24 protein-coding genes and 1 tRNA gene are annotated in these 25,454 nt (G+C 56.9%); 16 read left to right on the top strand and 9 right to left on the bottom strand.

What is annotated here, in order from left to right; translation table 11 throughout:
* Positions 1–2 precede the first annotated feature (2 nt).
* From AC2FLG_RS19735 to AC2FLG_RS19700, 8 genes are all read left to right on the top strand, one after another.
* Positions 3–1,688 (top strand): tryptophan halogenase family protein, encoded by a 1,686-nt coding sequence (locus tag AC2FLG_RS19735; protein ID WP_496707656.1) that lies wholly within the window; start codon positions 3–5, stop codon positions 1,686–1,688.
* A gap of 300 nt (positions 1,689–1,988) precedes the next feature.
* Positions 1,989–3,665, top strand: a complete 1,677-nt coding sequence (rpsA, locus tag AC2FLG_RS19730; protein ID WP_142639449.1) for a 30S ribosomal protein S1 — start codon at positions 1,989–1,991, stop codon at positions 3,663–3,665.
* Positions 3,666–3,935: 270 nt separating this feature from the next.
* Positions 3,936–4,220, top strand: a complete 285-nt coding sequence (ihfB, locus tag AC2FLG_RS19725) for an integration host factor subunit beta (RefSeq protein WP_037310872.1) — start codon at positions 3,936–3,938, stop codon at positions 4,218–4,220.
* A 6-nt stretch (positions 4,221–4,226) separates the two neighbouring features.
* Complete coding sequence (locus AC2FLG_RS19720; RefSeq protein ID WP_496707713.1) at positions 4,227–4,577, top strand: lipopolysaccharide assembly protein LapA domain-containing protein; 351 nt, start codon at positions 4,227–4,229, stop codon at positions 4,575–4,577.
* A gap of 8 nt (positions 4,578–4,585) precedes the next feature.
* Positions 4,586–5,236 (top strand): phosphoribosylanthranilate isomerase, encoded by a 651-nt coding sequence (locus tag AC2FLG_RS19715; protein WP_496707654.1) that lies wholly within the window; start codon positions 4,586–4,588, stop codon positions 5,234–5,236.
* A 92-nt stretch (positions 5,237–5,328) separates the two neighbouring features.
* Positions 5,329–6,576 (top strand): tryptophan synthase subunit beta, encoded by a 1,248-nt coding sequence (gene trpB, locus AC2FLG_RS19710; RefSeq protein ID WP_142639455.1) that lies wholly within the window; start codon positions 5,329–5,331, stop codon positions 6,574–6,576.
* Positions 6,577–6,942: 366 nt separating this feature from the next.
* Positions 6,943–7,017 (top strand) — tRNA-Asn (locus AC2FLG_RS19705).
* Between the two features lie 401 nt (positions 7,018–7,418).
* A complete protein-coding gene (locus AC2FLG_RS19700) occupies positions 7,419–8,564 on the top strand; it encodes a slipin family protein (protein WP_496707653.1) in 1,146 nt (381 codons plus the stop codon).
* A gap of 42 nt (positions 8,565–8,606) precedes the next feature.
* Here AC2FLG_RS19700 and AC2FLG_RS19695 read toward each other — a convergent pair whose 3' ends face one another.
* The 7 genes from AC2FLG_RS19695 to AC2FLG_RS19665 all read right to left on the bottom strand — a co-directional run bounded on the left by AC2FLG_RS19695 (position 8,607) and on the right by AC2FLG_RS19665 (position 14,625).
* A complete protein-coding gene (locus AC2FLG_RS19695; protein WP_142639459.1) occupies positions 8,607–8,981 on the bottom strand; it encodes a DUF2237 family protein in 375 nt (124 codons plus the stop codon).
* Between the two features lie 9 nt (positions 8,982–8,990).
* The gene (locus tag AC2FLG_RS19690) at positions 8,991–10,154 is read right to left on the bottom strand and encodes a serine hydrolase domain-containing protein (RefSeq protein ID WP_496703561.1); all 1,164 of its coding nucleotides are present in this window, start codon (positions 10,152–10,154) and stop codon (positions 8,991–8,993) included.
* Positions 10,155–10,235: 81 nt separating this feature from the next.
* Positions 10,236–10,916 (bottom strand): aminoacyl-tRNA hydrolase, encoded by a 681-nt coding sequence (pth, locus tag AC2FLG_RS19685; protein WP_496704108.1) that lies wholly within the window; start codon positions 10,914–10,916, stop codon positions 10,236–10,238.
* A 137-nt stretch (positions 10,917–11,053) separates the two neighbouring features.
* Positions 11,054–11,707, bottom strand: coding sequence for a 50S ribosomal protein L25/general stress protein Ctc (locus tag AC2FLG_RS19680; protein WP_496692954.1), 654 nt, complete (start codon positions 11,705–11,707; stop codon positions 11,054–11,056).
* A gap of 243 nt (positions 11,708–11,950) precedes the next feature.
* Entirely contained in the window at positions 11,951–13,117 is a 1,167-nt protein-coding gene (locus AC2FLG_RS19675; protein WP_496707652.1) for an alpha-hydroxy acid oxidase, read from the bottom strand.
* Between the two features lie 152 nt (positions 13,118–13,269).
* Positions 13,270–14,061, bottom strand: a complete 792-nt coding sequence (trpA, locus tag AC2FLG_RS19670) for a tryptophan synthase subunit alpha (protein WP_142639469.1) — start codon at positions 14,059–14,061, stop codon at positions 13,270–13,272.
* 78 nt (positions 14,062–14,139) lie between these two features.
* The gene (locus AC2FLG_RS19665) at positions 14,140–14,625 is read right to left on the bottom strand and encodes an acyloxyacyl hydrolase (protein ID WP_142639471.1); all 486 of its coding nucleotides are present in this window, start codon (positions 14,623–14,625) and stop codon (positions 14,140–14,142) included.
* Between the two features lie 194 nt (positions 14,626–14,819).
* Between AC2FLG_RS19665 and ychF the strand changes: the two genes are divergently transcribed.
* Together ychF and AC2FLG_RS19655 are read left to right on the top strand one after the other, a co-directional pair.
* Positions 14,820–15,917 (top strand): redox-regulated ATPase YchF, encoded by a 1,098-nt coding sequence (ychF, locus tag AC2FLG_RS19660; protein WP_496707650.1) that lies wholly within the window; start codon positions 14,820–14,822, stop codon positions 15,915–15,917.
* A gap of 5 nt (positions 15,918–15,922) precedes the next feature.
* Positions 15,923–16,432 (top strand): GNAT family N-acetyltransferase, encoded by a 510-nt coding sequence (locus AC2FLG_RS19655; RefSeq protein ID WP_496707648.1) that lies wholly within the window; start codon positions 15,923–15,925, stop codon positions 16,430–16,432.
* Positions 16,433–16,494: 62 nt separating this feature from the next.
* On the opposite strand, the gene AC2FLG_RS19650 is transcribed toward AC2FLG_RS19655, so the two are convergent.
* On the bottom strand, positions 16,495–18,120 hold the full coding sequence (locus AC2FLG_RS19650) for a GMC family oxidoreductase (protein WP_496707646.1): 1,626 nt from the start codon (positions 18,118–18,120) through the stop codon (positions 16,495–16,497).
* 103 nt (positions 18,121–18,223) lie between these two features.
* Here AC2FLG_RS19650 and AC2FLG_RS19645 point away from each other — a divergent pair, with 103 nt between their 5' ends.
* Positions 18,224–19,102, top strand: a complete 879-nt coding sequence (locus tag AC2FLG_RS19645; RefSeq protein ID WP_496707645.1) for a LysR substrate-binding domain-containing protein — start codon at positions 18,224–18,226, stop codon at positions 19,100–19,102.
* Between the two features lie 4 nt (positions 19,103–19,106).
* Here the strand turns inward: AC2FLG_RS19645 and AC2FLG_RS19640 are convergent, their stop codons facing one another.
* Positions 19,107–19,676 (bottom strand): helix-turn-helix domain-containing protein, encoded by a 570-nt coding sequence (locus AC2FLG_RS19640; protein ID WP_282022285.1) that lies wholly within the window; start codon positions 19,674–19,676, stop codon positions 19,107–19,109.
* A gap of 180 nt (positions 19,677–19,856) precedes the next feature.
* Here AC2FLG_RS19640 and glyA point away from each other — a divergent pair, with 180 nt between their 5' ends.
* The 5 genes from glyA (at position 19,857) to AC2FLG_RS19615 (ending at position 25,361) form a co-directional block, all read left to right on the top strand.
* Entirely contained in the window at positions 19,857–21,110 is a 1,254-nt protein-coding gene (gene glyA / locus AC2FLG_RS19635) for a serine hydroxymethyltransferase (RefSeq protein WP_496707643.1), read from the top strand.
* 9 nt (positions 21,111–21,119) lie between these two features.
* Positions 21,120–22,502 carry a dihydrolipoyl dehydrogenase gene (lpdA, locus tag AC2FLG_RS19630; protein WP_496707641.1) on the top strand — a complete coding sequence of 461 codons (1,383 nt, stop codon included), beginning with the start codon at positions 21,120–21,122 and terminating at the stop codon, positions 22,500–22,502.
* A 14-nt stretch (positions 22,503–22,516) separates the two neighbouring features.
* The gene (gene lipA, locus AC2FLG_RS19625) at positions 22,517–23,461 is read left to right on the top strand and encodes a lipoyl synthase (protein ID WP_496707640.1); all 945 of its coding nucleotides are present in this window, start codon (positions 22,517–22,519) and stop codon (positions 23,459–23,461) included.
* 25 nt (positions 23,462–23,486) lie between these two features.
* Positions 23,487–24,860: an alanine/glycine:cation symporter family protein gene (locus tag AC2FLG_RS19620; protein ID WP_496703570.1), complete on the top strand. Its 1,374-nt coding sequence runs from the start codon at positions 23,487–23,489 to the stop codon at positions 24,858–24,860.
* Between the two features lie 78 nt (positions 24,861–24,938).
* Positions 24,939–25,361 (top strand): universal stress protein, encoded by a 423-nt coding sequence (locus tag AC2FLG_RS19615; RefSeq protein ID WP_496703572.1) that lies wholly within the window; start codon positions 24,939–24,941, stop codon positions 25,359–25,361.
* The last annotated feature ends 93 nt before the right edge of the window (positions 25,362–25,454 follow it).

Raw genomic sequence — 25,454 nt, 5'->3', positions numbered from 1 at the left:
ATATGAATAATCGTTTGCGCAAGATCACCATTGTGGGTGGCGGCACGGCAGGTTGGATGACCGCGCTGATCCTGGAAATGGTGTTTTCACGCACGTCAGCACCCAAGGATCGCCCGCGTATCTGCCTGATCGAAAGCCCCAATATCTCGACTGTGGGCGTTGGCGAGGCCACGGTTCCACGGATGCCGGTCACGCTGCGCCAGGCCGGCATTTCAGAGCGGGATTTCTTCCGTGAGACCAACGCCTCGTTCAAGCTGGGCGTGAAGTTTTGTAATTGGAACAAGGACGCCAAAGGCAATCGCATTGATTACGTGAACCCTTTTGCGCATGGCCAGTTGTTAGAGGGGTTAGAGCCCGCGGAATACTTCCTGCGCTTTGGCAATGGCGATAGGGATTTCACGCAGTCCATCTCGCCCCATGATGATCTGGCGCGCCTGTGCAAAGGTGGGCGGCCACTGGGTCAACCAGAGTTTGAGCAGCGGTTCGGCTATGCCTATCATCTGGATGCTGTGAAGTTTGCAGGCATGTTGACCAGGGTTTGCACCAAGCGCGGCGTTGAGCACATCCAGGACGAGGTGAAATCGGTCGAGCTGGATGAGCAGGGCAATGTCAGCCATCTGATGCTGGAAAAGAAAGGCCGCCATGACATTGAGATGGTCGTGGATTGCACCGGGTTTCGCGGCTTGATTATCAACAAGGCGCTGGGCGAGCCTTTCATGGATTATTCTGACTATCTGCCCAACGACCGCGCCATGGCGTTGCAGATCGAGCACCCGGATCCAGAAAAAATCGAAAGCGTCACGCGCTCCACCGCACTTGGTGCGGGGTGGACCTGGAGGGTGCCACTCTTTAACCGTGTGGGCACGGGCTATGTCTACTCATCTGCGCATCGCACGGATGAACAGGCGGCGGATGAATACCTCGAATGGCTGGGCGACAGCGGCAAAGGTGCGACGCCGCGCGTGATCCCGATGCGTATCGGACGTGTGCGCAATGCCTGGGTCAAGAATTGCGTGGCGATCGGACTGGCCGGAGGGTTCATCGAACCGCTGGAAAGTACAGCGATCCACATGATTGATCATGCGGTGCGCTGGTTCGCCGAGCATCTGCCTACGCGGGACATCGAACCGTCGCTGCGGGCGAGATATAACAAGCAAATGGACAAGCTCTATGACGAGGTTCTGGATTTCATTTGTCTGCACTACCGCTTGGGCAACCGCACGGATGATCAATATTGGATCGACGCGCGGACCGAAATGAAGATACCGGATCGGCTGGCCGAGAACCTTGAGCTGTGGCAGCACCGCCTGCCTTTGGAACGAGATATCGAGTTTGCAACGCTTTTCGATTTCCGCGTCTATCAAACGGTTCTTTTGGGTAAGCAGGTCTATGATACGGGCTATGGTGCCGGCATCCGCGATCGCTTGCGGCCGTTGAAGAAACCGATCTGGTTCCAGTGGTGGAAAGGCGCGAAAGTGGATCTTGCGCAGATACTCAGATCAATGCCTGATCACAAAACCCTGCTGCGCGATATCCGGGGCGAGCTAGAGCGCCCGGCCTTTGGAAAGGCCGCAGCAGCGAAGCCAACAGTCGCGATGCCGGGCACAGCCCCGGCACCTTTGGCGGTCCAGAACATGCCGAATTTCGCCGAAATCCAAAGCGGCTCAAAAGATCTGCAACTGTTTTAGGCGCTCTGTCCTTTCGGAGCTGAAGAAGAATGCAAATCGACCCGACCTCAGCCATGCAAGGCTGGGGTTTGCGTGTTATTTTGTGATATGCACGGTAAAACTTGCAGCGCCTGTGCGAACCCGTTATAGAGCGCGCGTCGACAAGGCGATTTGAGCCATAAAACAATGAGACGAGCAGGGTCGGACCAACCGGCCCTCTTTGTTTTGCGGTATATGTCAGGTCGTCTGACCAATCCACTAAGACCGGCGGAGACAACCGCTCGGCCAGCAAAAACGTTATGTAAAGGAAAACACTGCCAGATGGCTGATACAACCATGGAGGAATTCGAAGCCCTCCTTAATGAAAGCTTCGAAATGGACACGCCCGAAGAGGGTTCTGTTGTCAAAGGTAAGGTTCTGGCGATCGAAGCCGGCCAAGCCATCATCGACGTCGGCTACAAAATGGAAGGCCGCGTTGATCTGAAAGAATTCGCAAATCCTGGCGAAGCCCCTGAAATCACTGTTGGTGACGAGGTTGAAGTTTACCTGCGCGCCGCAGAAAACGCCCGTGGCGAAGCTGTCATCTCACGTGAGATGGCCCGCCGTGAAGAGGCATGGGACCGTCTGGAAAAAGCATATGCCGACGACCAGCGCGTCGAAGGTGCAATCTTTGGTCGCGTCAAAGGTGGCTTCACGGTCGATCTGGGCGGCGCAGTTGCGTTCCTGCCCGGTTCGCAGGTTGATGTACGCCCTGTGCGCGACGCGGGCCCGTTGATGGGTCTGAAGCAGCCGTTCCAGATTCTGAAAATGGACCGCCGCCGTGGCAACATCGTTGTTTCGCGCCGCGCAATTCTGGAAGAATCGCGTGCCGAACAGCGCGCCGAGGTTATCGGCAACCTGACCGAAGGTCAGACCGTCGAAGGCGTGGTCAAGAACATCACCGAGTACGGTGCGTTTGTTGACCTGGGCGGTGTTGACGGCCTGCTGCACGTCACCGACATGGCATGGCGCCGTGTGAACCACCCGTCCGAGATCCTGACGATCGGCGAGACCATCAACGTTCAGGTCATCAAGATCAACAAAGAGACCCACCGGATCAGCCTGGGCATGAAGCAGCTGCAGGAAGATCCGTGGGATCTGGTTGCAGCCAAGTATCCGCTGAGCTCGGTTCATCAGGGTCGCGTCACCAACATCACCGACTACGGCGCGTTCGTCGAGCTGGAAGCTGGTGTCGAAGGTCTGGTGCACGTGTCCGAGATGTCCTGGACCAAGAAAAACGTCCACCCCGGCAAGATTGTTTCGACCAGCCAGGAAGTCGACGTCATGGTTCTGGAAATCGATGGCGCCAAGCGTCGCGTGTCTCTGGGCCTGAAGCAGACTCAGCGCAACCCGTGGGAAGTGTTTGCAGAAACACACCCCGAGGGCACCGAAGTCGAAGGCGAAGTCAAGAACATCACCGAATTCGGTCTGTTCATTGGCCTCGAAGGCGACATCGACGGCATGGTTCATCTCAGCGATCTGTCCTGGGACGAGCGTGGCGAGGATGCCATCCAGAACTACCACAAGAACGACGTGGTACAGGCCGTTGTGTCTGAAGTGGATGTCGAGAAAGAGCGTATCTCGCTGTCGATCAAAGCCCTGGGCGGTGACAAGTTCGCCGAAGCCGTGGGCGGCGTGAAGCGTGGCTCGATCATCACCGTTGAAGTCACCGCGATCGAAGATGGCGGCATCGAGGTCGAGTACGAAGGCATGAAGTCGTTCATCCGTCGCTCGGACCTGAGCCGTGACCGTGCCGAACAGCGCCCCGAGCGTTTCTCGGTCGGTAACAAGGTCGATGTCCGCGTCACCAATGTCGACAGCAAGACCCGTCGTCTGGGTCTGTCGATCAAGGCACGTGAGATCGCCGAAGAGAAAGAGGCCGTGGAACAGTACGGTTCCTCCGACTCGGGCGCATCGCTGGGCGATATCCTGGGTGCAGCGCTGAAGTCGGGCGACTAAGCCCAGGCCTCAGCCAAGCCGAATTTGCGGCCCCGCGTGAAAGCGCGGGGCCGTTTTTGTTGCGAATCAACATGTTCGCATTTTCAGGCTAAATGGGGCTTAGGTTCATGCATTTGTCGGGCAAATTACATGAACTGGCAAAAATTCGCGTTACTTAACTGTAATTTTCAGCCTTTGCCCGCAGAGTTTACGTTCCCCCGAACCCAGTTTTTTCCTATACTGTTCAGAATAATAGGCATGGTTAACCGGTCGCCTGGGAGGGTAACGCACATGATCCGTTCAGAACTGATTCAGAAAATCGCCGACGAGAACCCGCATCTTTATCAGCGTGACGTCGAGCGAATCGTGAACACTGTGTTCGAAGAGGTGACGGATGCGATGGCGCGAGGGGATCGGGTTGAACTGAGAGGCTTCGGGGCGTTTTCAGTGAAACAGCGCGATGCCCGTGTGGGCCGTAACCCGCGCACCGGCGAAACTGTGCAGGTCGAAGAAAAATGTGTTCCGTTTTTCAAAACTGGCAAGTTGCTAAGGGACCGCTTGAACGGTAAAGCCTAGGCCATGATGCGCTACATTCGATATGCTTTTCTGGCGATCCTCGGGATTGCTTTGATCTCCGTCTCACTGGCCAACCGCGAAGCGGTTGAGCTGACGCTTATTCCTTCGGCTATTGCAGATTTGCTTGGCTTCAACTTCAGCGTCTCGTTGCCGCTGTTTCTGGTTGTGCTGGGTGGTATCGTCGCCGGTCTTGTCATTGGCTTCCTCTGGGAATGGCTGCGCGAGCATAAACATCGCCGCGATGCCACCACCAAGAAAGGCGAAGTGCGCAAGCTTGAGCGTGAGGTCAAGAAGCTCAAGAAGAAGCAGAACGAAGGGCAGGACGAAGTTCTCGCCCTGTTGGATGAGGCCAGCTGAGGCCACATATGTCGGATGTATCGGTTAAAATCTGCGGCCTGACCGCACCGGATCACGTGCGCGCTGCCGTCGAAGCGGGCGCGCGCTATCTTGGGTTCAACTTCTTCCCGAAATCGCCTCGATATGTTTCGCCTCAACAGGCTGCAGCTTTGTTCGCGCATGTCCCCGTTGGGGTGGCAAAGGTCGCCTTGGTTGTGAACGCCTCGGATGAGCTGCTGGATGACATCACCGCTGCTGCGCCTTTTGACATGTTGCAACTGCATGGCTCGGAAAATGTCGAGCGGGTGCAGGAAATCAAAGCACGCTATGGGTTGCCTGTGATCAAGGTGATCGGCGTGGCGGATGCCGAGGATCTGGCAGCGATCGACCTCTATAGTGACGTTGCCGACCAGCTTTTGATCGACGCAAAAGCGCCGCGGAATGCGGTTTTGCCGGGCGGCAATGGGCTGACATTTGACTGGCGTCTGCTGGCCGGGCGCAAATACTGGCGCAAGCCGTGGATGCTGGCCGGTGGGTTGAACCCCGACAATGTGGCCGAGGCCATCCGTATGACGGGCGCGCGTCAGGTCGATGTCGCCTCGGGCGTGGAAAGCGCACCGGGGATCAAGGATGCCGCGATGGTTCGCGCGTTTGTTGACGCTGCGATTCAGGCTGGCTGAGCCGTCACATGTAGGGATTTCCATGTGCGTTTTGCCATGGCAAATCCCGCCGCTACCTCCTATGAACAACGGGTATGACGAGGGAGACACCCATGGCCAACGATCTTTTCAATTCCTTCATGTCCGGCCCGGATGAACAGGGCCGTTTCGGTATTTTCGGCGGGCGCTTTGTCAGCGAAACGCTGATGCCGCTGATCCTGGCGCTGGAAGAGGAATATGAAAAGGCCAAGGACGATGCCTCTTTCTGGGCCGAGATGGATGATCTGTGGGCCAACTATGTCGGTCGCCCCTCGCCATTGTATTACGCCGAGCGCCTGACCGAGCATCTGGGTGGTGCCAAGATCTATCTCAAACGCGATGAGCTGAATCATACTGGCGCGCACAAGATCAATAACGTATTGGGCCAGATCATTCTGGCGCGGCGCATGGGCAAGACCCGGATCATTGCTGAGACCGGCGCAGGGCAGCATGGCGTGGCCACAGCCACCGTTTGCGCCAAGTTCGGTTTGAAATGCGTGGTCTATATGGGCGCGCATGATGTGCAGCGACAGGCCCCGAACGTGTTCCGCATGCGCTTGCTGGGGGCCGAAGTGATCCCTGTGACGTCAGGTCGTGGCACATTGAAAGACGCGATGAACGATGCGTTACGTGACTGGGTGACCAACGTGCGCGATACTTTTTATTGCATCGGTACAGTTGCTGGCCCGCACCCGTATCCGGCGATGGTGCGCGACTTTCAGTCGATCATCGGCAAGGAAGCAAAGGAACAGATGCACAAGGCTGAGGGCCGTTTACCCGACACGCTCATCGCCGCCATCGGTGGTGGATCGAACGCAATGGGTCTGTTCTATCCGTTCCTGGATGATAAATCCGTCAACATCATCGGTGTCGAAGCCGGTGGTAAGGGCGTGAACGACAAGATGGAACATTGCGCCTCGCTGACCGGCGGCCGCCCCGGTGTTCTGCATGGCAACCGCACCTATCTGCTGCAGGATGATGACGGGCAAATCCTCGAAGGATACTCGATCTCGGCTGGTCTGGATTACCCGGGCATTGGCCCTGAACATTCATGGCTGAATGATATCGGCCGCGCGCAATATGTGTCGATCACCGACAAAGAGGCGCTTGAGGCGTTCCAGCTTTGCTGTGCAACCGAAGGCATCATCCCGGCGCTTGAACCTAGCCATGCGCTGGCTCATGTGATGAAGATCGCGCCAGATCTGCCCAAGGATCACCTGATCTGCATGAACATGTGTGGACGTGGTGACAAGGATGTTCAGACCGTGGCGAAATATCTGAACTTCGACATGTCGGATACCGAAGGCCGCAGCGCCGATTGACCAGGCGGTAAAATTTGAAATTTCTGACAAAAGCTGTGTGCCTTTGAACGGTGTGCAGCTTTGGTTTCCAGCCTGCGGCTTTTCGAATGTTGCGCAGCTGGGTAATTTTGTTGCGCACCCGCCACAGGTGCATTTCCACCTCTCAGAATATCATTGAGCGAATCCTGCCCCTTCGCCTAAACCCGCCGTTACCGGTCAAAACGGGCCGGACCCTAGCGAGCAGAGGTGATCACTCTCTCGGTGCGGACGGCGCTGCCGAAACCGTATGCCAGGGCCGAAACCGGGGATTGGTACATGCTTTGTAGCTCAGGTGGAAGAGCGGCAGATGGCAAATCTGTGAGCGGAGGTTCGACTCCTTCCAAAGCTCCAAATGTAGCTCATTCTGGTTAGAGCAATCGACTGTTAATCGATGTGTAGCGGGTTCGAGTCCCGCCATTTGAACAAACGCTGTTAGGTCAGCACCGGCCTTCAACGCCGGTCCGTGAAAACGGTCCAAATCATTAAGGTCCGGGTGTTCCCCAGCAGGGGTGGCACCGCGCTACGTCAGGCTTTGGCCGGGCGGGGCAGGGGTCTTCGCTGCTCTGGTCTTGGGCCGGAGGGCAGATGACGGTGTCGCCGGATTGGCGCCCCGCTTGATCCCTTGGGAACAGGCGGCGCATTGGTCCCGCGCCCCTCTCTCTGACCCTCTCGCAAAAGGGCACGGCGCGGGGGATGCCCGGTCTTTCACAGCCTTTATCCGAAGGCTTCACACCTGTCACCCAATCGGGGTGCAACCCACTGAAAACATGAAAAGGAGTTCGCTTTTGCGACGACGATAGAGCGAGACGAAAAGGAGAAATGAAATGACACTATTCCAAGATCTGATCGACCGGCTGACCGGTCATCAACGGCTGACCCTGACCGAGACCCAGCGGATGCTGGTTTTGCGCAAGGGAGTAATTGACACCATCCTCGGCCCCGGGAAACACCGGCTGCCACGCAGGGATGTGCTGACCGAGCTGCACGATCTGGAGGCTCTCTTTTTCGTGTCGCTCTATGAGCGGGCGCTGATGCAGAACCGGCCCGAACTGGCCGAGGCGCACCTGACCGAGTTTCGGGCAGGGCCCGACGAGGTTCTGGTTCTGCTTCGGGATGGCGTGCCCGCTCGAGTGCTGATTCCCGAAGTACGGGCGCTAGTTTGGAAGGATGCCGGCCCCTGGGCCGTTGAGCAACACGCGCTGACCGAGTCCATGGTTGTGCACAAAGCGGTCGCGCAGCGGCTGGTTCGGGTGGGGCTGCAGATGCACCTGACGCGGGTCGAGATTGCCGAAGGGCATGTCGGTTTGCTGACGGTGGATGGCGTGCTGGTGGATCGGCTGAACCCCGGCGCCCATGCCTTCTGGAAGGTGGGCCGGAACGTCGAGGTCAAGCAGATCGACCTGCGGCAACGAACCCATGAGGTAACGGGTCAAGAGATTCTGACCAAGGACCGGGTGACCATCCGGGTCAACCTCAGCGCCGATTACCGGGTCGTCGATCCGGTCAAGGCGATGGGGGCGGTGAAGGATTTTGATCAGGCCCTGCACCGGGCCCTGCAACTGGCGTTCCGGAAGACCCTTGGGTCGATGACGCTTGACCGGCTACTTGCCGAGAAGGTGGGCGTTGACATCGAGGCTGCGGATCGGGTGCGGACACAAATGGCCGGGATCGGCATCGAAGTGGGTGAGATCGCGTTGAAAGACGTCATCCTGCCCGGCGAGATGCGCGAAATCCTGACCGCCGTAGTCGCTGCCGAGAAACAGGCCGAGGCCAACGTCATCCGGCGGAGGGAAGAAACCAACGCCACGCGGTCTTTGCTGAACACCGCGAAAGTGATGGCGGAAAACCCGGTGATGCTGCGACTGAAAGAGCTGGAAGCGCTGGAAACCATCGCCGGCAAGGTCGAGCGGCTGACGGTTCATAACGGAACCGAGGGTCTGATGTCTGACCTTGTGAAATTGCGGGATTGATCCCGAATAAGGGCCGGTCCGGGTGATCCCGGGCCGGTCTGCCTAGTCCTGAACCGCGTGTTGGTTGAGAATGCGCAGAGGCACGATGTCCAGCGCCCGTTGATGTGTCGCCTCAAGATGAACCTTGGGCGCGCATCCTTCGTCGTGGGCTTGCAGGAAGCGACCCGCACATAAACACCAGCTGTCACCGGCACGCAGCCCTGGAAAATTAAACTCGGGGCGCGGCGTGCTGAGGTCATTGCCGACATATTTCGAATAGGCCAGAAACTCGACCGTCATTACCGCGCAAACCGTGTGGCTGCCCTGATCCTCGGGGCAGGTATTGCAGGCGCCATCGCGAAAGAACCCGGTCAGCGGATCGCGGGAGCAAGGGGCGAGCACGCCCCCCAGAACATTTATGCTTTCCTGTTTCTGCATAAGAGCATCTTACAGGCTTTGCGCAATCTTGCGGAACATTTCTATGTTGATCTCATTCACGCCAGGGTCTCGAAACTTGCGATCGGCTCCGGTGGACACGATCAGAACCCCGCGCGGCTGGTCGAAATAGATATACTGACCATAGACGCCGCGGGCCATGAACTCGCCCTCATGCGCGCCCACGGGAATCCACCACTGATATCCATAGCCGATCTTGCCCGATGCGGTCGGGGCACTGGGCAGGACCGAAGCGGCGATCCATTCAGCCGGTACCAGTTGCTGCCCATCATGAACCCCGTTTTGCAGGATCATCTGACCGAAACGCGCATAGTCGCGGGTGGTGAAATTCAAGCCCCCCAGAACAAAGGCAACTCCGGCCCCGTCGGTCACGTAATAGCCATCCCGCTCCAGCCCAAGCGGCTGTACAATGCGCTCTGTAAGCAGTTCGGCCACGCTGCGACCGGTTGCTCCTCGGACCACCATACCGATAACATGGGTGTCGATTGACACGTATTTCCAGGTTTCTCCGGGTGTTGCGAAACTGTCTTGCAGCGAGGCGGCAAAATCGTCCAGTTCTCGGCCTAAGGCGACCACTCGACCCATCCGGTTGATGTCAGAATTGTAATCCAGATAATCCTCGTTGAAGGTCACACCGCTGGCCATGTTCAACACGTTGCGGATCGTCGTACCATCATAGGCCGTGCCTTGCAGTTTGGGTACGTATTGCACGACAGGATCGTCCAATGAGGCGATTGCGCCTTCGTCCAGCAATATGCCGAACAATGCAGAAAGATAGCTTTTGGCAACCGACCACGAAATGCGTCGATCGTCTGGTGTGGTGCCCAGATAGTATTCCTCAAACCGGATCTGCCCGCCCTGCATCACAAGCAAGGATGTGACCGACCGGTCTTCGATCCATTGATCCGTGCCTGCTGGCAGGTCAAACCCGGGCCCGTAAGGCAATTCCCATGTGGCCCCATCCCCACGCGGCAAGTTGACGGTTTTGAAAGCTGCATCCATATGCGAGAAGTTGTGAACGATCTTTTCGGGGGAAAACAATGAGTTCACCGCCATCAAGCGTTGAATTTCCTCGCGTTTCCAGAACCCGACAACGGCGGCTGCCAGCACAAGCATCAGCGCGATACGCAGCACCCATTTAAACAAAGCTCTCATTTGTCGCCTCCCATGATTGCCGGTATTGGAGCCTGCCCGGGAAAATTCCGCAATCCGGACGTAGGGGCAACGGCAAGGGCGCTATTTGAACTTGTCCATCAGCTTCTGCATGGCTGACCTGCTGTCCTCGGCGGGTTCGGTAATCGTCTGGGCCGTTGGTTTTGGGTGCTCGGACGGTGACTTGGACGAACGTGGCGGTGCCGTTCGCTGGGCAACGGCGTTCATGAACTTACCGCCATCGCCATTGGCCAGGTGCCTTGCGCCATCCGCAACGCCGCGCAGGACATCTTCCAACCAGTCGTTGTCAGCCTTCGCGAAATCGCCCAAGACATATGGCGAAACCAATTCTTTCCGCCCGGGATGACCGATCCCAAGGCGCACCCGATCATAGGCTGGGCTGATATGTTCGTGGATCGACCGAAGCCCGTTGTGACCGGCATGGCCTCCGCCTGCCTTGACGCGGACCTTACCGGGCGCCAGATCCAATTCATCATGTAGGACAGTGACGTCGGTCGAATCCAACTTGTAAAACCGCATGGCCTCGCCCACCGATTGACCGGACCGGTTCATGAAGGTCTGAGGCTTGATAAGCAAAACCTTTTCTTGACCCAGCCGCCCTTCGGCGATTTCGGCCTGAAATTTGGATTTCCAAGGACCAAAGCCGCAATCCTCGGCGATCCGGTCAACGGCCATAAAGCCAATATTGTGCCGGTTTCGAGCATATTTTGATCCGGGATTTCCCAGGCCGACAAACAGCTTCATCGTCATGTCCTTGTCTCAAGCGCGATATCGCAACTGGTTGATGGCACGGATCGGGGCCGATTTTCCAGCCCAATGGGCAAAAGAAAACGGGACCCCGATGGGGCCCCGTCACAAAAACCGAAACTTTGGATCCGGCCTTATTCTTCTTCGCTTCCGACGACTTCGACTTCATCGGGTGCAACATCACCCTCTTCGCCATCTTCGTCATCGCTTGTAGCCAGGCCGGTTGGGGCCGAGATGTTGGCGATCACAAAGTCACGGTCGATGGTCGGCTTGGTGCCAGCAGGCAGATCGACCGACGAGATGGTGACAACGTCGTTGATGTTCAGACCGGTCAGATCAACGGTGATCTTCTCAGGAATCTCACCAGCGGTACACATCAGCTCGACCTCAGGACGGACAACGGTCAGAACGCCGCCTTTCTTGATGCCGGGGGCCTCTTCCTCGTTGATGAAATCAACCGGAATAAACAGTGCGATCTTGGTGGTCCGACGCAGGCGCATCAGGTCCAGGTGGGTCGGCAGGTCTTTGACAACGTCACGCTGAACGTCGCGGCAGATGACGCGAACGTCTTCCTGGCCTTCAACCTTCAGGTTCCACAATGTCGACTTGAACCGGCCCGCTTTCAGGCGCTTGAACAGTTCGTTGAACGGGATCTGGATCGGCAGCGGCTCTTTGTCGCCACCAAAAACAATGCCCGGAACCATGCCGTCGCGGCGTGCCTGACGAGCGGCGCCCTTGCCTGTCCCCGTCCGTTCCAGAGCTACGAGATCAGGAATCTCTCCAGCCATGATATTTCTCCAATGTTAGGGCGGGTATCCTCCAAGGCTGTATACCCGCGTGAAGCCGCGTCCTTAGCTTGATTCATTGAGTTTGGAAAGGGGTTTTTGCAGCTCGTCTATTTTGCGAGGCTCTGTCCCGCGCTCCGAGGTATTTTCGGCCAGATGAAGCAGGGAATCCTTACTTCAACTGGCTCTAAATATCTCGGGGGAGGCGGCCAATCGGCGACAAGGACAGAGCCCCCATGCGCGCGATCAATCTGTCCAGCTCCCTCCGAAGTCTTTCGGGACAAGCAAATTGTGCCGGCCCAGATCGCTCACATTGCGTTCACCGCAAAGTGCCATGGTCGTATCAAGTTCTTTCTGAATGATCTCAAGTGCCGTGGTCACGCCTTTCTGGCCCATTGCGCCAAGACCGTAAACAAAGGCGCGCCCGATAAAGGTGCCCTTCGCGCCAAGTGCCAGTGCTTTCAGAACGTCCTGGCCAGATCGGATGCCACTGTCCAGATGCACTTCGATGTCGTTCCCGACAGCGTCCATAATCTCGGGCAGGACACGAATGGAACTGAGCGCCCCGTCCAACTGGCGTCCGCCGTGGTTTGAAACCACGATGGCATCGGCGCCCAGCTTGGCGGCCATCTTGGCATCCTCGGAATCCAGGATACCTTTGAGGATCACCTTGCCGCCCCATTGGTTCATCAGCTTTTCAACCTTGCCCCAATCCAGGCTGGGGTCGAATTGTTCCGCCGTCCATGTGCCCAGCGATCTTGTATCAGTGATATTATCAACATGGCCAACAATATTGCCGAAGTTCCGCCGTTTGGCGCCTAACATTTCGATGCCCCAGGCCCATTTTGTCATTAGATTGGCGATGGTCTTGGGCGTCAGCTTTGGCGGCGCGGACAGACCATTCTTTAGGTCCTTGTGGCGCTGCCCGAGTATTTGCAAGTCCAGGGTGATCACAAGGGCCGAACATTTTGCATCCTTGGCGCGTTGGATCAGTCGAGATACATAGTCCTGGTCCTTCATGGTGTAGAGTTGGAACCAGAAGGGCGCGGTGGTGTTCTCGGCCACCTCCTCGATAGAATTGATTGACATCGTGGACAGGGTAAAGGGGACGCCAAAAGCCTCGGCTGCTTTGGCGGCTTTGATCTCACCATCCGCGTGCTGCATGCCGGTCAGACCAACGGGGGCAAGGGCAACAGGCATGGTAACATCCTGTCCGATCATCTGCGACGCCGTCGTGCGCCCGGTCATATCAACCGCTACCCGCTGGCGCAGGCGGATATCTTCGAAATCCGAGCTGTTGTCGCGAAAGGTCTGCTCGGTCCAGCTGCCGCTTTCGGCATAGTCAAAGAACATGCGCGGGACGCGTCGTTCATAGATGTGTTTGAGGTCTTGGATATTGGTGATGACGGGCATGAGATGCGGCTTTCGAAAGATTGGTCCTTTTTCTTTACCAATTTTTCGAAAGCCTCGCAACGCCACGTTTCTGTGCGCAACGTTAGGTGCAATAGAAAAACCGCAGCCGGGTTGCGCCGACTGCGGTCAAGATTGCGAAACCGGTCGTTGGATCAGGCCGAATGTGCCCCATCTGCCAGCGATTTGACAAAATCCAGAACTTCACCAACCGACTTCCCGGCGGCGATCTGGCTGACAATGGCCGAGCCGACCACAGCGCCATCGGCAACAGTTGCGATTGCCCGCGATTTTTCCGGGGTATTGATTCCAAAGCCCACGATCACTGGCAAATCCGTGGCGGATTTGATCCGAGAGACCTCGGGGCCTACATTCGTGGCCTGGGCTTCGGCTGCGCCTGTGATCCCCGTGATCGAGACGTAATACACGAATCCCGAAGTGTTCTGAAGAACGCGCGGAAGCCGTTTGTCATCCGTTGTCGGCGTGGCGAGGCGGATAAAGTTCAATCCAGCCGCCTGTGCAGGCAGACAAAGTTCGTCATCTTCTTCGGGGGGCAGGTCAACGACGATCAGGCCGTCGATGCCAGCCTCAGTAGCGTCCGCCAGAAACCTTTCCACACCGCGGCTGTAGATGGGATTGTAATACCCCATTAGCACAATAGGCGTTGTATCATCCGTTTCCCGAAAAGCACGTGCAAGATCCAGTGTGCGTTGCAAGGTCATCCCGCCCTCTAGGGCGCGTTGTCCTGCTGCCTGGATGGTCGGACCATCCGCCATCGGGTCGGTGAACGGCAGCCCAAGTTCGATCACGTCGACACCGGCACCGGGCAAGCCCCTGACGATCTCAAGCGAGGTGTCGAAATCGGGGTCACCGGCCATGATGTAGGATACGAATGCCTTTTTGCCCTCGGCCTTGAGGGCGGCGAACTTGGCGTCGATACGGGTCATCTGCGGTCCTTGCATACGGATTTGAACCTGATGTGCAGAAACTTTGCACGGAAATCAATCCCGCCGCGCCAGATTGCTTCAGAACCCGTAGTGATAACGCATGAACACTGAGTTGACGCCGGGATTGAAACTGTCCGTGCTCGCGTTCGAATTATGGGTGATGGCCAGCGAGAGCTTGTTTCCGTTTTCCAGGGCATATCCAATTCCGAAAAGGCTGCGGATCTGGAAATTTCCGCCGAGATCATTGTCATCATTTGAGGCGTTGTAGTAGCCAGGCATCACGCTGGCCTCTGCGAACCACCGGTCAGAGATCGTATAGAGACCGACCAAACCGGCGCCAATATGCGTGTCGGCATCTGCATCCACCGTCAGAGCCACACCCCAGCCAGCACTGAGGCGCGTGGCTTCGTGAAACGGGCTGTGCTGATATTCCAGTGACACGACCGCCTGATCATTGCTGCTGGTGTGGGTGAAATCCGCATATCCTGCTCCCAATACGATGGACTGCCCGTGTGCCATGGTCGTGGTGGCCAGCAAAGTGCTCATTAAGAAAAGTGTTTTCATCTCGGTACTTCTTGGTTTTCTCAACTCCCTGTCAGTTGGTGACGTGGCGGTGGCAGAATCAAGTATTCGAAGTACACGTTTGATTAACAGATAAGTGATGTTGCAACTGGGACTCGACCTGTTGCCGCCGTCTGGGTTGCGCATTTGCCCGGACGTGAATAGAAGACGCCGTCGTATCGCTTCAGGAGGCCGAGATGGGCTTTAAAATGGGAATCGTGGGTTTGCCGAATGTGGGCAAGTCAACTCTCTTCAATGCGCTGACCAAGACAGCGGCTGCTCAGGCGGCGAATTTCCCGTTCTGCACCATTGAACCCAATGTGGGCGATGTGGCGGTGCCCGATGACCGGCTGGACAAGCTGGCGGCGATTGCAAGTTCAAAGCAGATCATCCCGACGCGAATGACATTTGTGGATATCGCGGGCCTGGTAAAGGGCGCGTCAAAGGGCGAGGGGTTGGGCAACCAGTTTCTGGCCAACATCCGTGAGACTGACGCCATCGCTCATGTGTTGCGCTGCTTCGAAGATGGTGATGTGACCCATGTCGATGGCCGCGTCGATCCCGTGGCGGATGCCGATACGATTGAGACCGAACTGATGCTGGCCGATCTGGAAAGTATCGAAAAGCGCCGTGCCAATCTGGTGCGCAAGCTGAAGGGCAACGACAAAGAGGCACAGCAACAGGAACGTTTGCTTGCCGAAGCGCAGGCCATGCTGGAAGACGGCAAACCCGCGCGTCTGGTCGAAGTTAGCGACGAAGACGACAAGGCGTGGAAAATGCTGCAACTGCTGACCACCAAACCGGTTCTCTATGTCTGCAACGTCTCGGAAGAAGAGGCCGCCGAGGGCAATGAATATTCAGCCCGTGTGGCTGAAATGGCCGCAGCGCAAGGCAACTCGCACGTCATTATCAGTGCCAAGATCGAAGAAGAGATTAGCCTGCTGGAAGAGGACGAAGCGCAGATGTTCCTCGAGGAAATGGGGCTGGAAGAGCCCGGTCTCGACCGTCTGATCCGCGCAGGCTACGACCTGCTGAAGCTGGAAACCTATTTCACCGTCGGCCCGAAAGAGGCCCGCGCCTGGACCATCCGCACCGGCACCGCCGCGCCGCAGGCTGCTGGCGTGATCCATGGCGATTTCGAAAAGGGTTTCATCCGCGCCGAGACCATCGCCTATGATGATTACATCACGGCAAACGGAGAGCAGGGCGCCAAAGAGGCAGGCAAGATGCGGGCTGAGGGCAAGGGCTATATTGTCAAGGACGGCGATGTGATGCACTTCTTGTTTAATACCTAAACGCTTTGGCATTACGTGCTGCAGAAACGTCAGATGCGTCCAGCATCGCTGCCATCTCGATTGAGGTTTGGATCGGAACCTACCTCAAACATGGTGTCAGCGGGTTTTTTGCAGATTTCGCTTTGTCGGAATTCACGGCAAGCAAAGTATTAGAACAGATTCAAAACCCGGATGAATTCGTTCTGGTGTCCGACAATAACCAGGGGATTGACGGGTTAATCCGTGTTTCCCCTGCACGCAGCGCCCCTGTTTCCGGGTGGTGGGGAATGGAGATATCGACATTCTACGTCCAGCCGCGCCATCACGGAAAAGGCATCGGAAGTCGTCTTTTGGCAGCCGCGCTGGAACATTGCCGGGATCAGGGGGCAGATGTGGTCTGGCTGATGACCAATGCTGAGAACCCCTCGGCCATCAAGTTCTATCTGGCCAAGGGTTTCGAGTTCATTGGAGAGACCCACTTTCAGATCGACGATCAAAAGTATTTGAACAACGTCTATGCGTTGCACTTTTCCTGATCAGGGAAAGAGGCCTCTTTCCAGACCAAATATTCTGGAAGATGGTCTTCTTTCCCTCTGCTTCAAGCGCTCATCTGCTTTGCGGCATCTTCCAGAATGAGGTCCGCACCGCGTGCGGCCAGCATCATCACCGGGGCGTTGGTGTTGCCTGAGGTGATGCTGGGGAATGAGGATGCGTCGACCACCCGAAGCCCTGCGACCCCATGGACGCGTAGCCGGGAATCCAGAACTGAATCCTGTCCAGATATCCCCATGCGACATGTACAGCTTGGATGAAATATAGTTCCGGCGTTGGCGCGGAAATTTTCCAACAGCTGGTCGTCATTCATCCGCGTAACATCTGGTTCTATCCGGGTCCGCGTAACACTGCGGATCGCCTCAGTCTGCGCTAGTTTCTGTAATACCCGACCCGCTTTGATAGCCATGTCGCAGTCATGGTTTGTGGAGAGAGAGTTCGGTTGGATGGCGGGTGCATCCATGGGATCTGCCGAACGGATGTTGATCTCCCCTCTGCTTGTCGGCCTGCAGGGCTGGGCGCACAGAAGAAAGCCTGCTTCGGTATCAACGCCCGGCTGTCCTTTGGAGTCGGTCTTATAGGACATCGGATTGCAATAAATTTGCATGTCAGCAAATTCGGCGGTTTCGTCCGAACGCACAAAGCCGCTGACCTGGTTGACGGGGACGCTGAGTGGCCCGCTGCGGGACAACAGATAACGAATACCGGACAACATCTGTCCCAACCGATTGCCAAGCGTATTATTCAATGTCGGCTCGGTCGCATGAAAGAAATGGGATATGCCAAGATGATCCTGCAATCCCTGTCCAACCTGCGACAGGTTATGGCGCACTTTGATGCCGTGCCTTTTCAACAGGTTCGCAGGCCCGATCCCTGAAAGCTGCAAGAGCTGTGGCGAGTTTACGGCTCCGGCAGATAGGATAACTTCACGGGTCGCCATGGCCTCGGCCATTTGACCCCCGACACGATAGCGAACACCGGTGGCTTTGCCCTGATCCAGAATGACGTTCTGCACCAGAGCATTGGATACCACCCGCAGATTGCCGCGTTTCAGGGCAGGGCGCAGGAACGCAGCAGCGGATGACCAGCGGCGGCCGTTTTTGACGGTGCTGCGCAGGTTCATCATCCCCTCGGCATCCTGACCGTTCAGATTGTCAGAAACATGCCAGCCCATCTGCCGTGAGGCCTCTAGGAAGTGGCGGGAAAACGGGTGCATGCCCTTGCTGACATCGCTGACCACAAGGGGGCCGCCCTCGGGCGAATGCGTTTGGCCTCTTTCGACATGGGTCTCGATCGCCTCATAGGTCTGGCGCACGGTCTGCCAGTTCCAACCGTCGGCACCTGCCTTGGCCCAGTCGTCAAAATCATGCGAGAGGCCGCGCAGATAGGCCATGGCGTTGATCGAGCTTGATCCGCCAATAACCCGCCCGCGCGGCCAATAGGCCTGACGGTTGTTCAACCCGGGATCAGCCTGGGCCGAGTAACACCAGTTCACCTTGGGATCGTTGAAGGTTTTGCCGTATCCCAGCGGTACATTGATCCAGAAACGGCGATCGGTTCCACCGGCTTCTATCAGCAACACTTTATGGCTGCCACACGCGCTCAGCTTATTTGCCAGCACGCAGCCGGCAGATCCGGCGCCCACGATGATATAGTCGAAGGTCTGCGTCATCTCGAACCGTTCTGGGTAATTGGCCCCATGATTTGCACGCAATGATTGTCAATACAAACAATGTATATTACCCATTAGGCATAATTTTTATTGAAGGTAAGAAATGGCGAAACTGCCCCATGTCACCTGGTTGCGGGCTTTTGAAGTTGCCGCGCGTCACAACAGTTTCTCTGCGGCAGCAGAAGAGCTGGGGCTGACATCAGCCGCCGTCAGTCAGCAGATACGGTTGTTAGAGAAGCATCTAAACGTATCCCTGTTCGAACGCTTGCCGCGCGGGGTTGCCCTGACCGAAATCGGGCGGGCCTATGCGATGCCGGTTCAAAAGACGTTCTCCGAGTTAAGAGACGCAACCAGCGGCCTTTTCACCAATTCCCGCAGGCGGGTGGTCAAAATACGGGCCTCCATCTCATGTGCGGGGCTGGTAATCGCACCAAGACTGGCTGAGTTTGAAGACCTGCACCCCGACATCAAAGTGGACCTCTCCACCTTCGTCTGGGCGACCCAGTTTGGAGAGGAAGAAAGCGATATTGATATCCGGTTTGGCTATGGTGACTGGGATGACGGGATCGTTTCGCATCTGGGCCATGAATGTGCGGTGCCGGTCTGCCATCCCGATTATGCGGCATCTTTTGGCGCAGATCTGAGCATTCAAAATCTGGCTCAGGGCCGGGTCATCACAATCAAAGGGTCTGAGAATGACTGGATGAGATTGTCCGATCAATACACGCTCAATTTGGGCGCGCCCTCCAGAACGCTTCGAATGGATTCGTCACTTTTGGCCTTGCAGGCCGTCACGGCGGGGCAGGGCGCGGCCATGGTATTAGAGAGCTTTGCCCATGAGTACATTAAGCAGGGTCTGCTGGTGGCACCCTTTGATTACCGTCTACCCATTCAGCCTTCGCACTATCTGGTTAAACGCAAAGGCGCTGAAGACCGCATCGAGGTACAGGTTTTCGCAAGTTGGGTGACGTCACTCTATTAGCGGGCTATTCCAGCGATACCCAAAGCACACGGGCATCTTCGGTACTGGTTGAAATACAGCCGTGCCCCATTCCACTGTCATAATAGAGCGAGTCCCCGGCTTTCATCGGCAGCGGACGGTAGTGTTCCGACACAAAAGTCAGCTCTCCGCTGAGGACAAACATGAACTCTTCTCCAGAATGGCGAATCCAGTTATCAAATTCGGAAATGTCGCGCGCCTTGATTGTCGCGATATAGGGCAGCATCCGTTTGCTGGTCAGCTCTGAACACAGCAACTCATGGATATATGTGGAGGTGTCCTTGATCTCACCGTCGCCCTTGGGCGTATAATCGCGACGGCCTGATATACCCGATTGACCGGACTGTAGAAACAGCTGCGGTGTACTGAGGTCAAGCGCCTGTGTGAGCCGCCGAACAATATCAAAGCTGGGCTTTGTCTGGTTGTTTTCGATTTTTGACAGGGTTGATCTACCTATCCCGGCAGCACGACCGGCTTCTTCCAATGTCCAGCCTTTTGCACGGCGCGCGTCGCGGATCGAGCGGCCCAGAGCCATACCCTCGTCCTGATCGTCCATTCCGGAAACATCCGTTAAATTCTCTTCTGCCACGTTAAATCCCCCTGTTTTATCGATGCTTGCATAATTTCCAATCAAAATCAAATTCACCATTGTAAGAAAAATGTTGCCTTAAGGATGAAAATTCCACTATAGGAAACAAAGTTTCGCAATTTGGATTCGGAACCGTGGGAGGAGACCATGTTTAAAACGTCGCTGGCTGAGGCCGATCCGGTAATCTCTGCGTCGATTTCCCGTGAGGGTGCCCGTCAGGCGGATCAGATCGAACTGATCGCATCTGAAAACATCGTCTCGCAGGCGGTGATTGATGCGCAGGGGTCTGTGCTGACCAACAAATACGCCGAAGGGTATCCCGGTCGCCGGTATTACGGTGGCTGCGAATATGTCGACGAGGTCGAATCCGAAGCTATCGAGCGGTTGAAGAAACTGTTTGGGTGCGAATACGCAAACGTACAACCTCATTCCGGTGCTCAGGCGAATGGAGCGGTCAAGCTGGCGCTGCTTAGCCCCGGTGACACGATACTGGGAATGTCGCTGGATGCTGGCGGGCACCTGACCCACGGCGCGAAACCCGCGCAATCGGGCAAATGGTTCCGTCCGGTGCAATACGGTCTGAACGATGCCGGGCTGATTGATTATGATCAGGTCGAGGCATTGGCAGAAGCTGAGAAGCCCAAGCTGATCATCGCGGGCGCATCGGCCTATTCGCAGAAAATCGACTTTGCGCGCTTTCGGGCAATCGCTGACAAGGTTGGGGCCTGGCTGCTGGCAGATATGGCGCATATCGCGGGTCTGGTGGCGACTGGGCTGCATCCGTCGCCTGTTGGGCACGCTCATGTGGTGACGTCGACCACTCATAAGACCCTACGTGGACCACGCGGCGGGATCATCCTGACCAATGATGAAACACTGGCCAAAAAGATCAACTCGGCTGTGTTTCCGGGTCTGCAGGGTGGCCCGCTGATGCATGTGATCGCGGGCAAGGCCGTAGCCTTTGGTGAAGCTTTGAAGCCTGAGTTCAAAACCTACATGCAGCGCGTAGTCGACAGCGCGGCGGCTTTGGCGAATGTGATGATGGCGCGAGGCTGTGACATCGTTTCTGGCGGAACCGAGAACCATCTGATGTTGGTCGATCTGCGCCCCATCGGCGTGACCGGCAAAGATGCCGAAGCCGCGCTTGAGCGTGCAGGTTTTACTTGCAACAAAAACAGTGTTCCCGGCGATCCGCAAAAGCCAACGATTACCAGTGGTATTCGTCTGGGCACCGCTGCCGGATGCAGCCGTGGATTTGGCCCCGAAGAGTTTACGACGATCGGTCATCTGATTGGCAACGTGCTGGACGCTTTGGCTCAGTCTTCTGACGGGGATGCGACCGTCGAAAAACAAACTCGTGAAAAAGTCCGCGCCCTGTGCGCGAGCCATCCGATCTATTGAGGTTAAATCATGAGCACCTATGACCTGATCGTTATTGGCGGTGGCCCCGGCGGATATGTAGCGGCCATTCGTGCCGCTCAGCTGGGCATGAATGTCGCTTGCGTCGAGGGGCGGGGTGCTCTTGGCGGGACCTGTCTGAATGTGGGGTGCATACCCTCCAAAGCGTTGCTGACCTCCTCGGCCAAATATGCCGAGATCAGCCATCTCTCCTCCCATGGCATTGAGGTCGAGGGGGCCAGCATCGACATCGGCGCGATGATGGGGCGCAAGGACAAGATCGTTGGTGACCTGACCAAAGGGATCGGATTCCTGTTCAAAAAGAACGGTATCGACCTGATCGAAGGTTGGGCCAGTATTCCGGCTGCAGGGCAGGTTCAGGTCGGCGACACGATCCATGAGGCAAAGAACATCCTGATCGCCACTGGGTCCGAGCCCACCTCGCTGCCGGGGATTGAGATTGACGAGCAAGATATCCTCAGCTCGACCGGGGCGATTGCGCTGGACACCGTGCCGGATCATCTGGTGGTGATCGGTGCCGGTGTCATCGGATTGGAACTGGGTCAGGTCTGGGCGCGTCTGGGTGCCAAAGTCACGGTGGTTGAATATCTCGACCGTGTTCTGCCCGGCATTGATGGAGAGATCGCCAAGCTGGCACAGCGCGCCCTGTCAAAGCGCGGGCTGAAATTCCAACTGGGCAGGGCGCTGAAATCGGTCGGGAAAACCGACGTGGGCCTGTCCCTGATCGTGGACCGAGTTGGCAAGGACAAGGAAGAAGTGATCGAGGCCGACAAGGTCCTGATCGCTGTAGGCCGCCGCCCTGTGACGCGCGGACTGGGGTTGGACGCGCTTGGCGTTGCCCTGAGCGCGCGCGGCTTCATCGAGGTTGATGGCACATTCCAAACCTCGGTCCCCGGCATCTATGCAATCGGTGACTGTGTGCCCGGACCTATGCTGGCGCATAAGGCCGAAGAAGACGGCGTCGCCTGTGTCGAAATCCTGGCCGGTCAGGCCGGGCATGTGGGTTACAACACCGTTCCGGGCGTGGTTTACACCGACCCCGAGGTCGCCTCGGTCGGTTTGACCGAGGAGGCGCTGAAAGAGGCTGGCACTGACTACGCGGTCGGCAAGTTCGCCTTCATGGCAAATTCGCGCGCGCGCTCGACCGGCGAAACCGACGGTGCGGTCAAGGTGCTGGCCGATCCCAGCGGCAAGATCCTCGGCGCGCATATCTGCGGAGCGCATGGCGGCGACCTGATTGCCGAGTTGGTTCTGGCAATGACCAAATGCGCTACTGTTTCCGAAGTTGCCGCAACCTGTCATGCGCACCCTGCCATGGGCGAGGCGGTCAAAGAGGCCTGCCTTGACGCCCTGGGCCGTGCGATTCACGCTTAACGAGGATCAGCCAGATGACCATCCAGCTTCGCCCTCGCCACCCGGAAAAAGCCAAAAAGGCTGACAGTGTCATTCCGCGTAAACCGAAATGGATTCGGAAGAAACGGGTTGAGAGTGCAGAATATTACGAAACCCGCCGCCTGATGCGTGACCATAATCTGGCTACCGTTTGCGAAGAGGCTGCTTGCCCAAATATCGGCGAATGCTGGTCCAAGCGCCACGCCACCATGATGATCATGGGCGAGGTCTGTACCCGTGGCTGTTCCTTCTGCAACGTTGCCACTGGCCGCCCCGACGCTCTGGACCAGTTCGAACCCGGCCGTGTGGCCGTTGCGGTGAAAAAGCTGGGCCTGCGTCATGTCGTGATCACCTCGGTTGACCGGGATGATCTGGCTGATGGCGGCGCTGAACATATTGCCCAAACCATCCGTGCTGTGCGCCACCAGAATCCCGGCACAACGGTAGAAGTTCTGACCCCCGACTTTCTGGGCAAAGGGGACGCGGCCGATCTGGTATTTGCGGCCGCCCCCGACGTATTCAATCACAATCTCGAAACGGTTCCGCACCTGTATCCCACGGTGCGTCCGGGCGCGCGGTATTACACTTCGCTGCGTCTGTTGGACGACGCCAAGCGCGCCAACCCCGAGATCTTTACCAAATCGGGCCTGATGGTCGGGCTGGGTGAAAGCCTTGGCGATGTGCGGCAGGTGATGGATGACCTGCGCGCCGCGAATGTCGATTTTCTGACAGTGGGGCAATATCTGCAGCCGACCGCAAAACATCACCCGATTAACCGGTTCTGGACACCGGAAGAATTCGCCCAGCTTGAGCAGATCGCACGCTCAAAGGGCTTTCTGCACGTGTCAGCTACGCCGCTGACCCGTTCGTCGTTCCACGCGGACGAAGACTTTGCCGCCCTCAAGCAAGCTCGCCAACGGGCGATTGCTGCCGGGGCATAATCCAAACGCGCTAGGGAGGAATACCATGGAAGCGTTAAATTCAATCGTAGGGGCCATCAATGGCGTCGTGTGGGGGCCGCTGATGCTGGTCCTCATTCTTGGCGTTGGCTTCTTCCTGCAGGTGGGGCTGAAATTCATGCCGATCCTGCGTATCGGCACGGGCTTTAAGCTGCTGTTCGCCGGTCGAGAAAGTCAGGGCGATGGGCAGATCAGCCCGTTCAACGCACTGATGACGTCGCTGTCGGCGACAATCGGTACGGGTAACATCGCCGGTGTGGCTACTGCTGTCTTCCTGGGCGGTCCGGGCGCTTTGTTCTGGATGTGGATGACCGCCCTGGTGGGCATGGCCACCAAATATGCCGAGGCTGTTCTGGCGGTGAAATACCGTGAGAAGGACGAGCTGGGCAACTTTGTCGGTGGTCCGATGTACTACATCAAGAACGGTCTGGGTGCGAAATGGGCCTGGCTGGGTGTTGCATTTGCCCTGTTCGGCGCAGTTGCAGCCTTTGGTATCGGCAACGGTGTGCAAGCCAATGGTGTTGCACAGGTTCTCGAAGCCAATTTCGGCCTGAATACTTCGGTCACCGGTATCGTGCTGATGGTCCTGACCGCAGCCGTAATCCTAGGCGGTATCACTCGTATCGGCGCTGTTGCCGGTAAGCTGGTTCCGTTAATGGCGATTGCCTATATCACTGCCGGTCTCATCGTGCTGCTGATCAACATCGGTGAAATCGGCAACGCTCTGTCGCTGGTCTTTACCCATGCCTTCACACCCTCGGCCGCCGAAGGTGGTTTCGCGGGCGCCGCCGTTTGGGCCGCCATCCGCTTTGGTGTGGCGCGCGGTGTCTTCTCGAACGAAGCCGGTCTGGGTTCCGCCCCGATCGCGCACGCAGCAGCCGAAACCAAAGGTCCGGTAAACCAGGGCCTGATCGCGATGCTGGGAACGTTCATCGACACTATCATCGTCTGCTCGATCACCGGTTTGGCAATCATCGCCTCAGGTGCGTGGACCACGGGTGAATCCGGTGCCGCGTTGACTTCGGCCGCCTTCGAAATGTCGTTGCCGGGCATTGGTGGCTACTTGATCGCCATTGCGCTGTCGATCTTTGCCTTTACCACCATCCTCGGTTGGTCGTTCTATGGCGAAAAATGCGTCGAGTTCCTGTTGGGTGTGAAATCTTTGGTGCCATACCGCGTCTTGTGGATTATCATGATCTACTTCGGCGCAACCGCGGATCTGGGCTTTATCTGGCTGCTTGCAGATACGCTGAACGCCATGATGGCTATCCCGAACCTGATCGCCTTGGCATTGCTGAGCCCAATCGTCTTCAAATTGACGAAAGAGTTCTTTGCCTCCGGTGGCAAATCCGAAGAACCGGGCGGCACGCCTGCCGAATAAACCGGGCACTGAAAACCTACGGGGGGCCATTCCGGCCCCCCGACTTGAAACAGTATTCCTATCTCGAGGAGAGGCGTGATGGCCACGAAAATCCTGCTGCCGATTGATCACTCTGACGACCGTTCCTGGAAACAGGCATTGCCGGTCGCATTGGAACAGGCGAAATTCTACGGTGCCGAACTGCACGCGGTCGCCGTCATCCCCGAGATCATCCAGCTTCCGAACCTGCCTGCCAATTATGGCGCGGGTGCCAGAGAACATGTGCGTAACGCGGTTCAGACCATTTTGGACAATTGTGGCGCTGCTGGCGTAGCTGTCCATGTCCAAGAGGGCAGCGTCTATCGCGAAATTCTGAAGCTTGCTCATAAAGAGGGCTTCGACCTGATCGTCATGGCGTCGACCAAGGGCGATTTCCCGAATTATGAAATTGGTCCGAACCTGGCACGCGTGGTGCGCAATGCGCATTGCACCGTCATGGTAGTTCGTGACCAGTCCCGCTGATCGAAAGGTACCTGAAATGACGGATATTAAGCGCACGCCTTTGCATGGTTTGCATGTTGAGTTGGGTGGGAAGTTGGTTGATTTTGCGGGCTG

It is taken from the genome of Ruegeria sp. CDSA193 (genome assembly GCF_059611885.1).
Note: the sequence above shows the minus strand (reverse complement) of the source record. Positions and strands in the feature narration are given on the sequence as shown.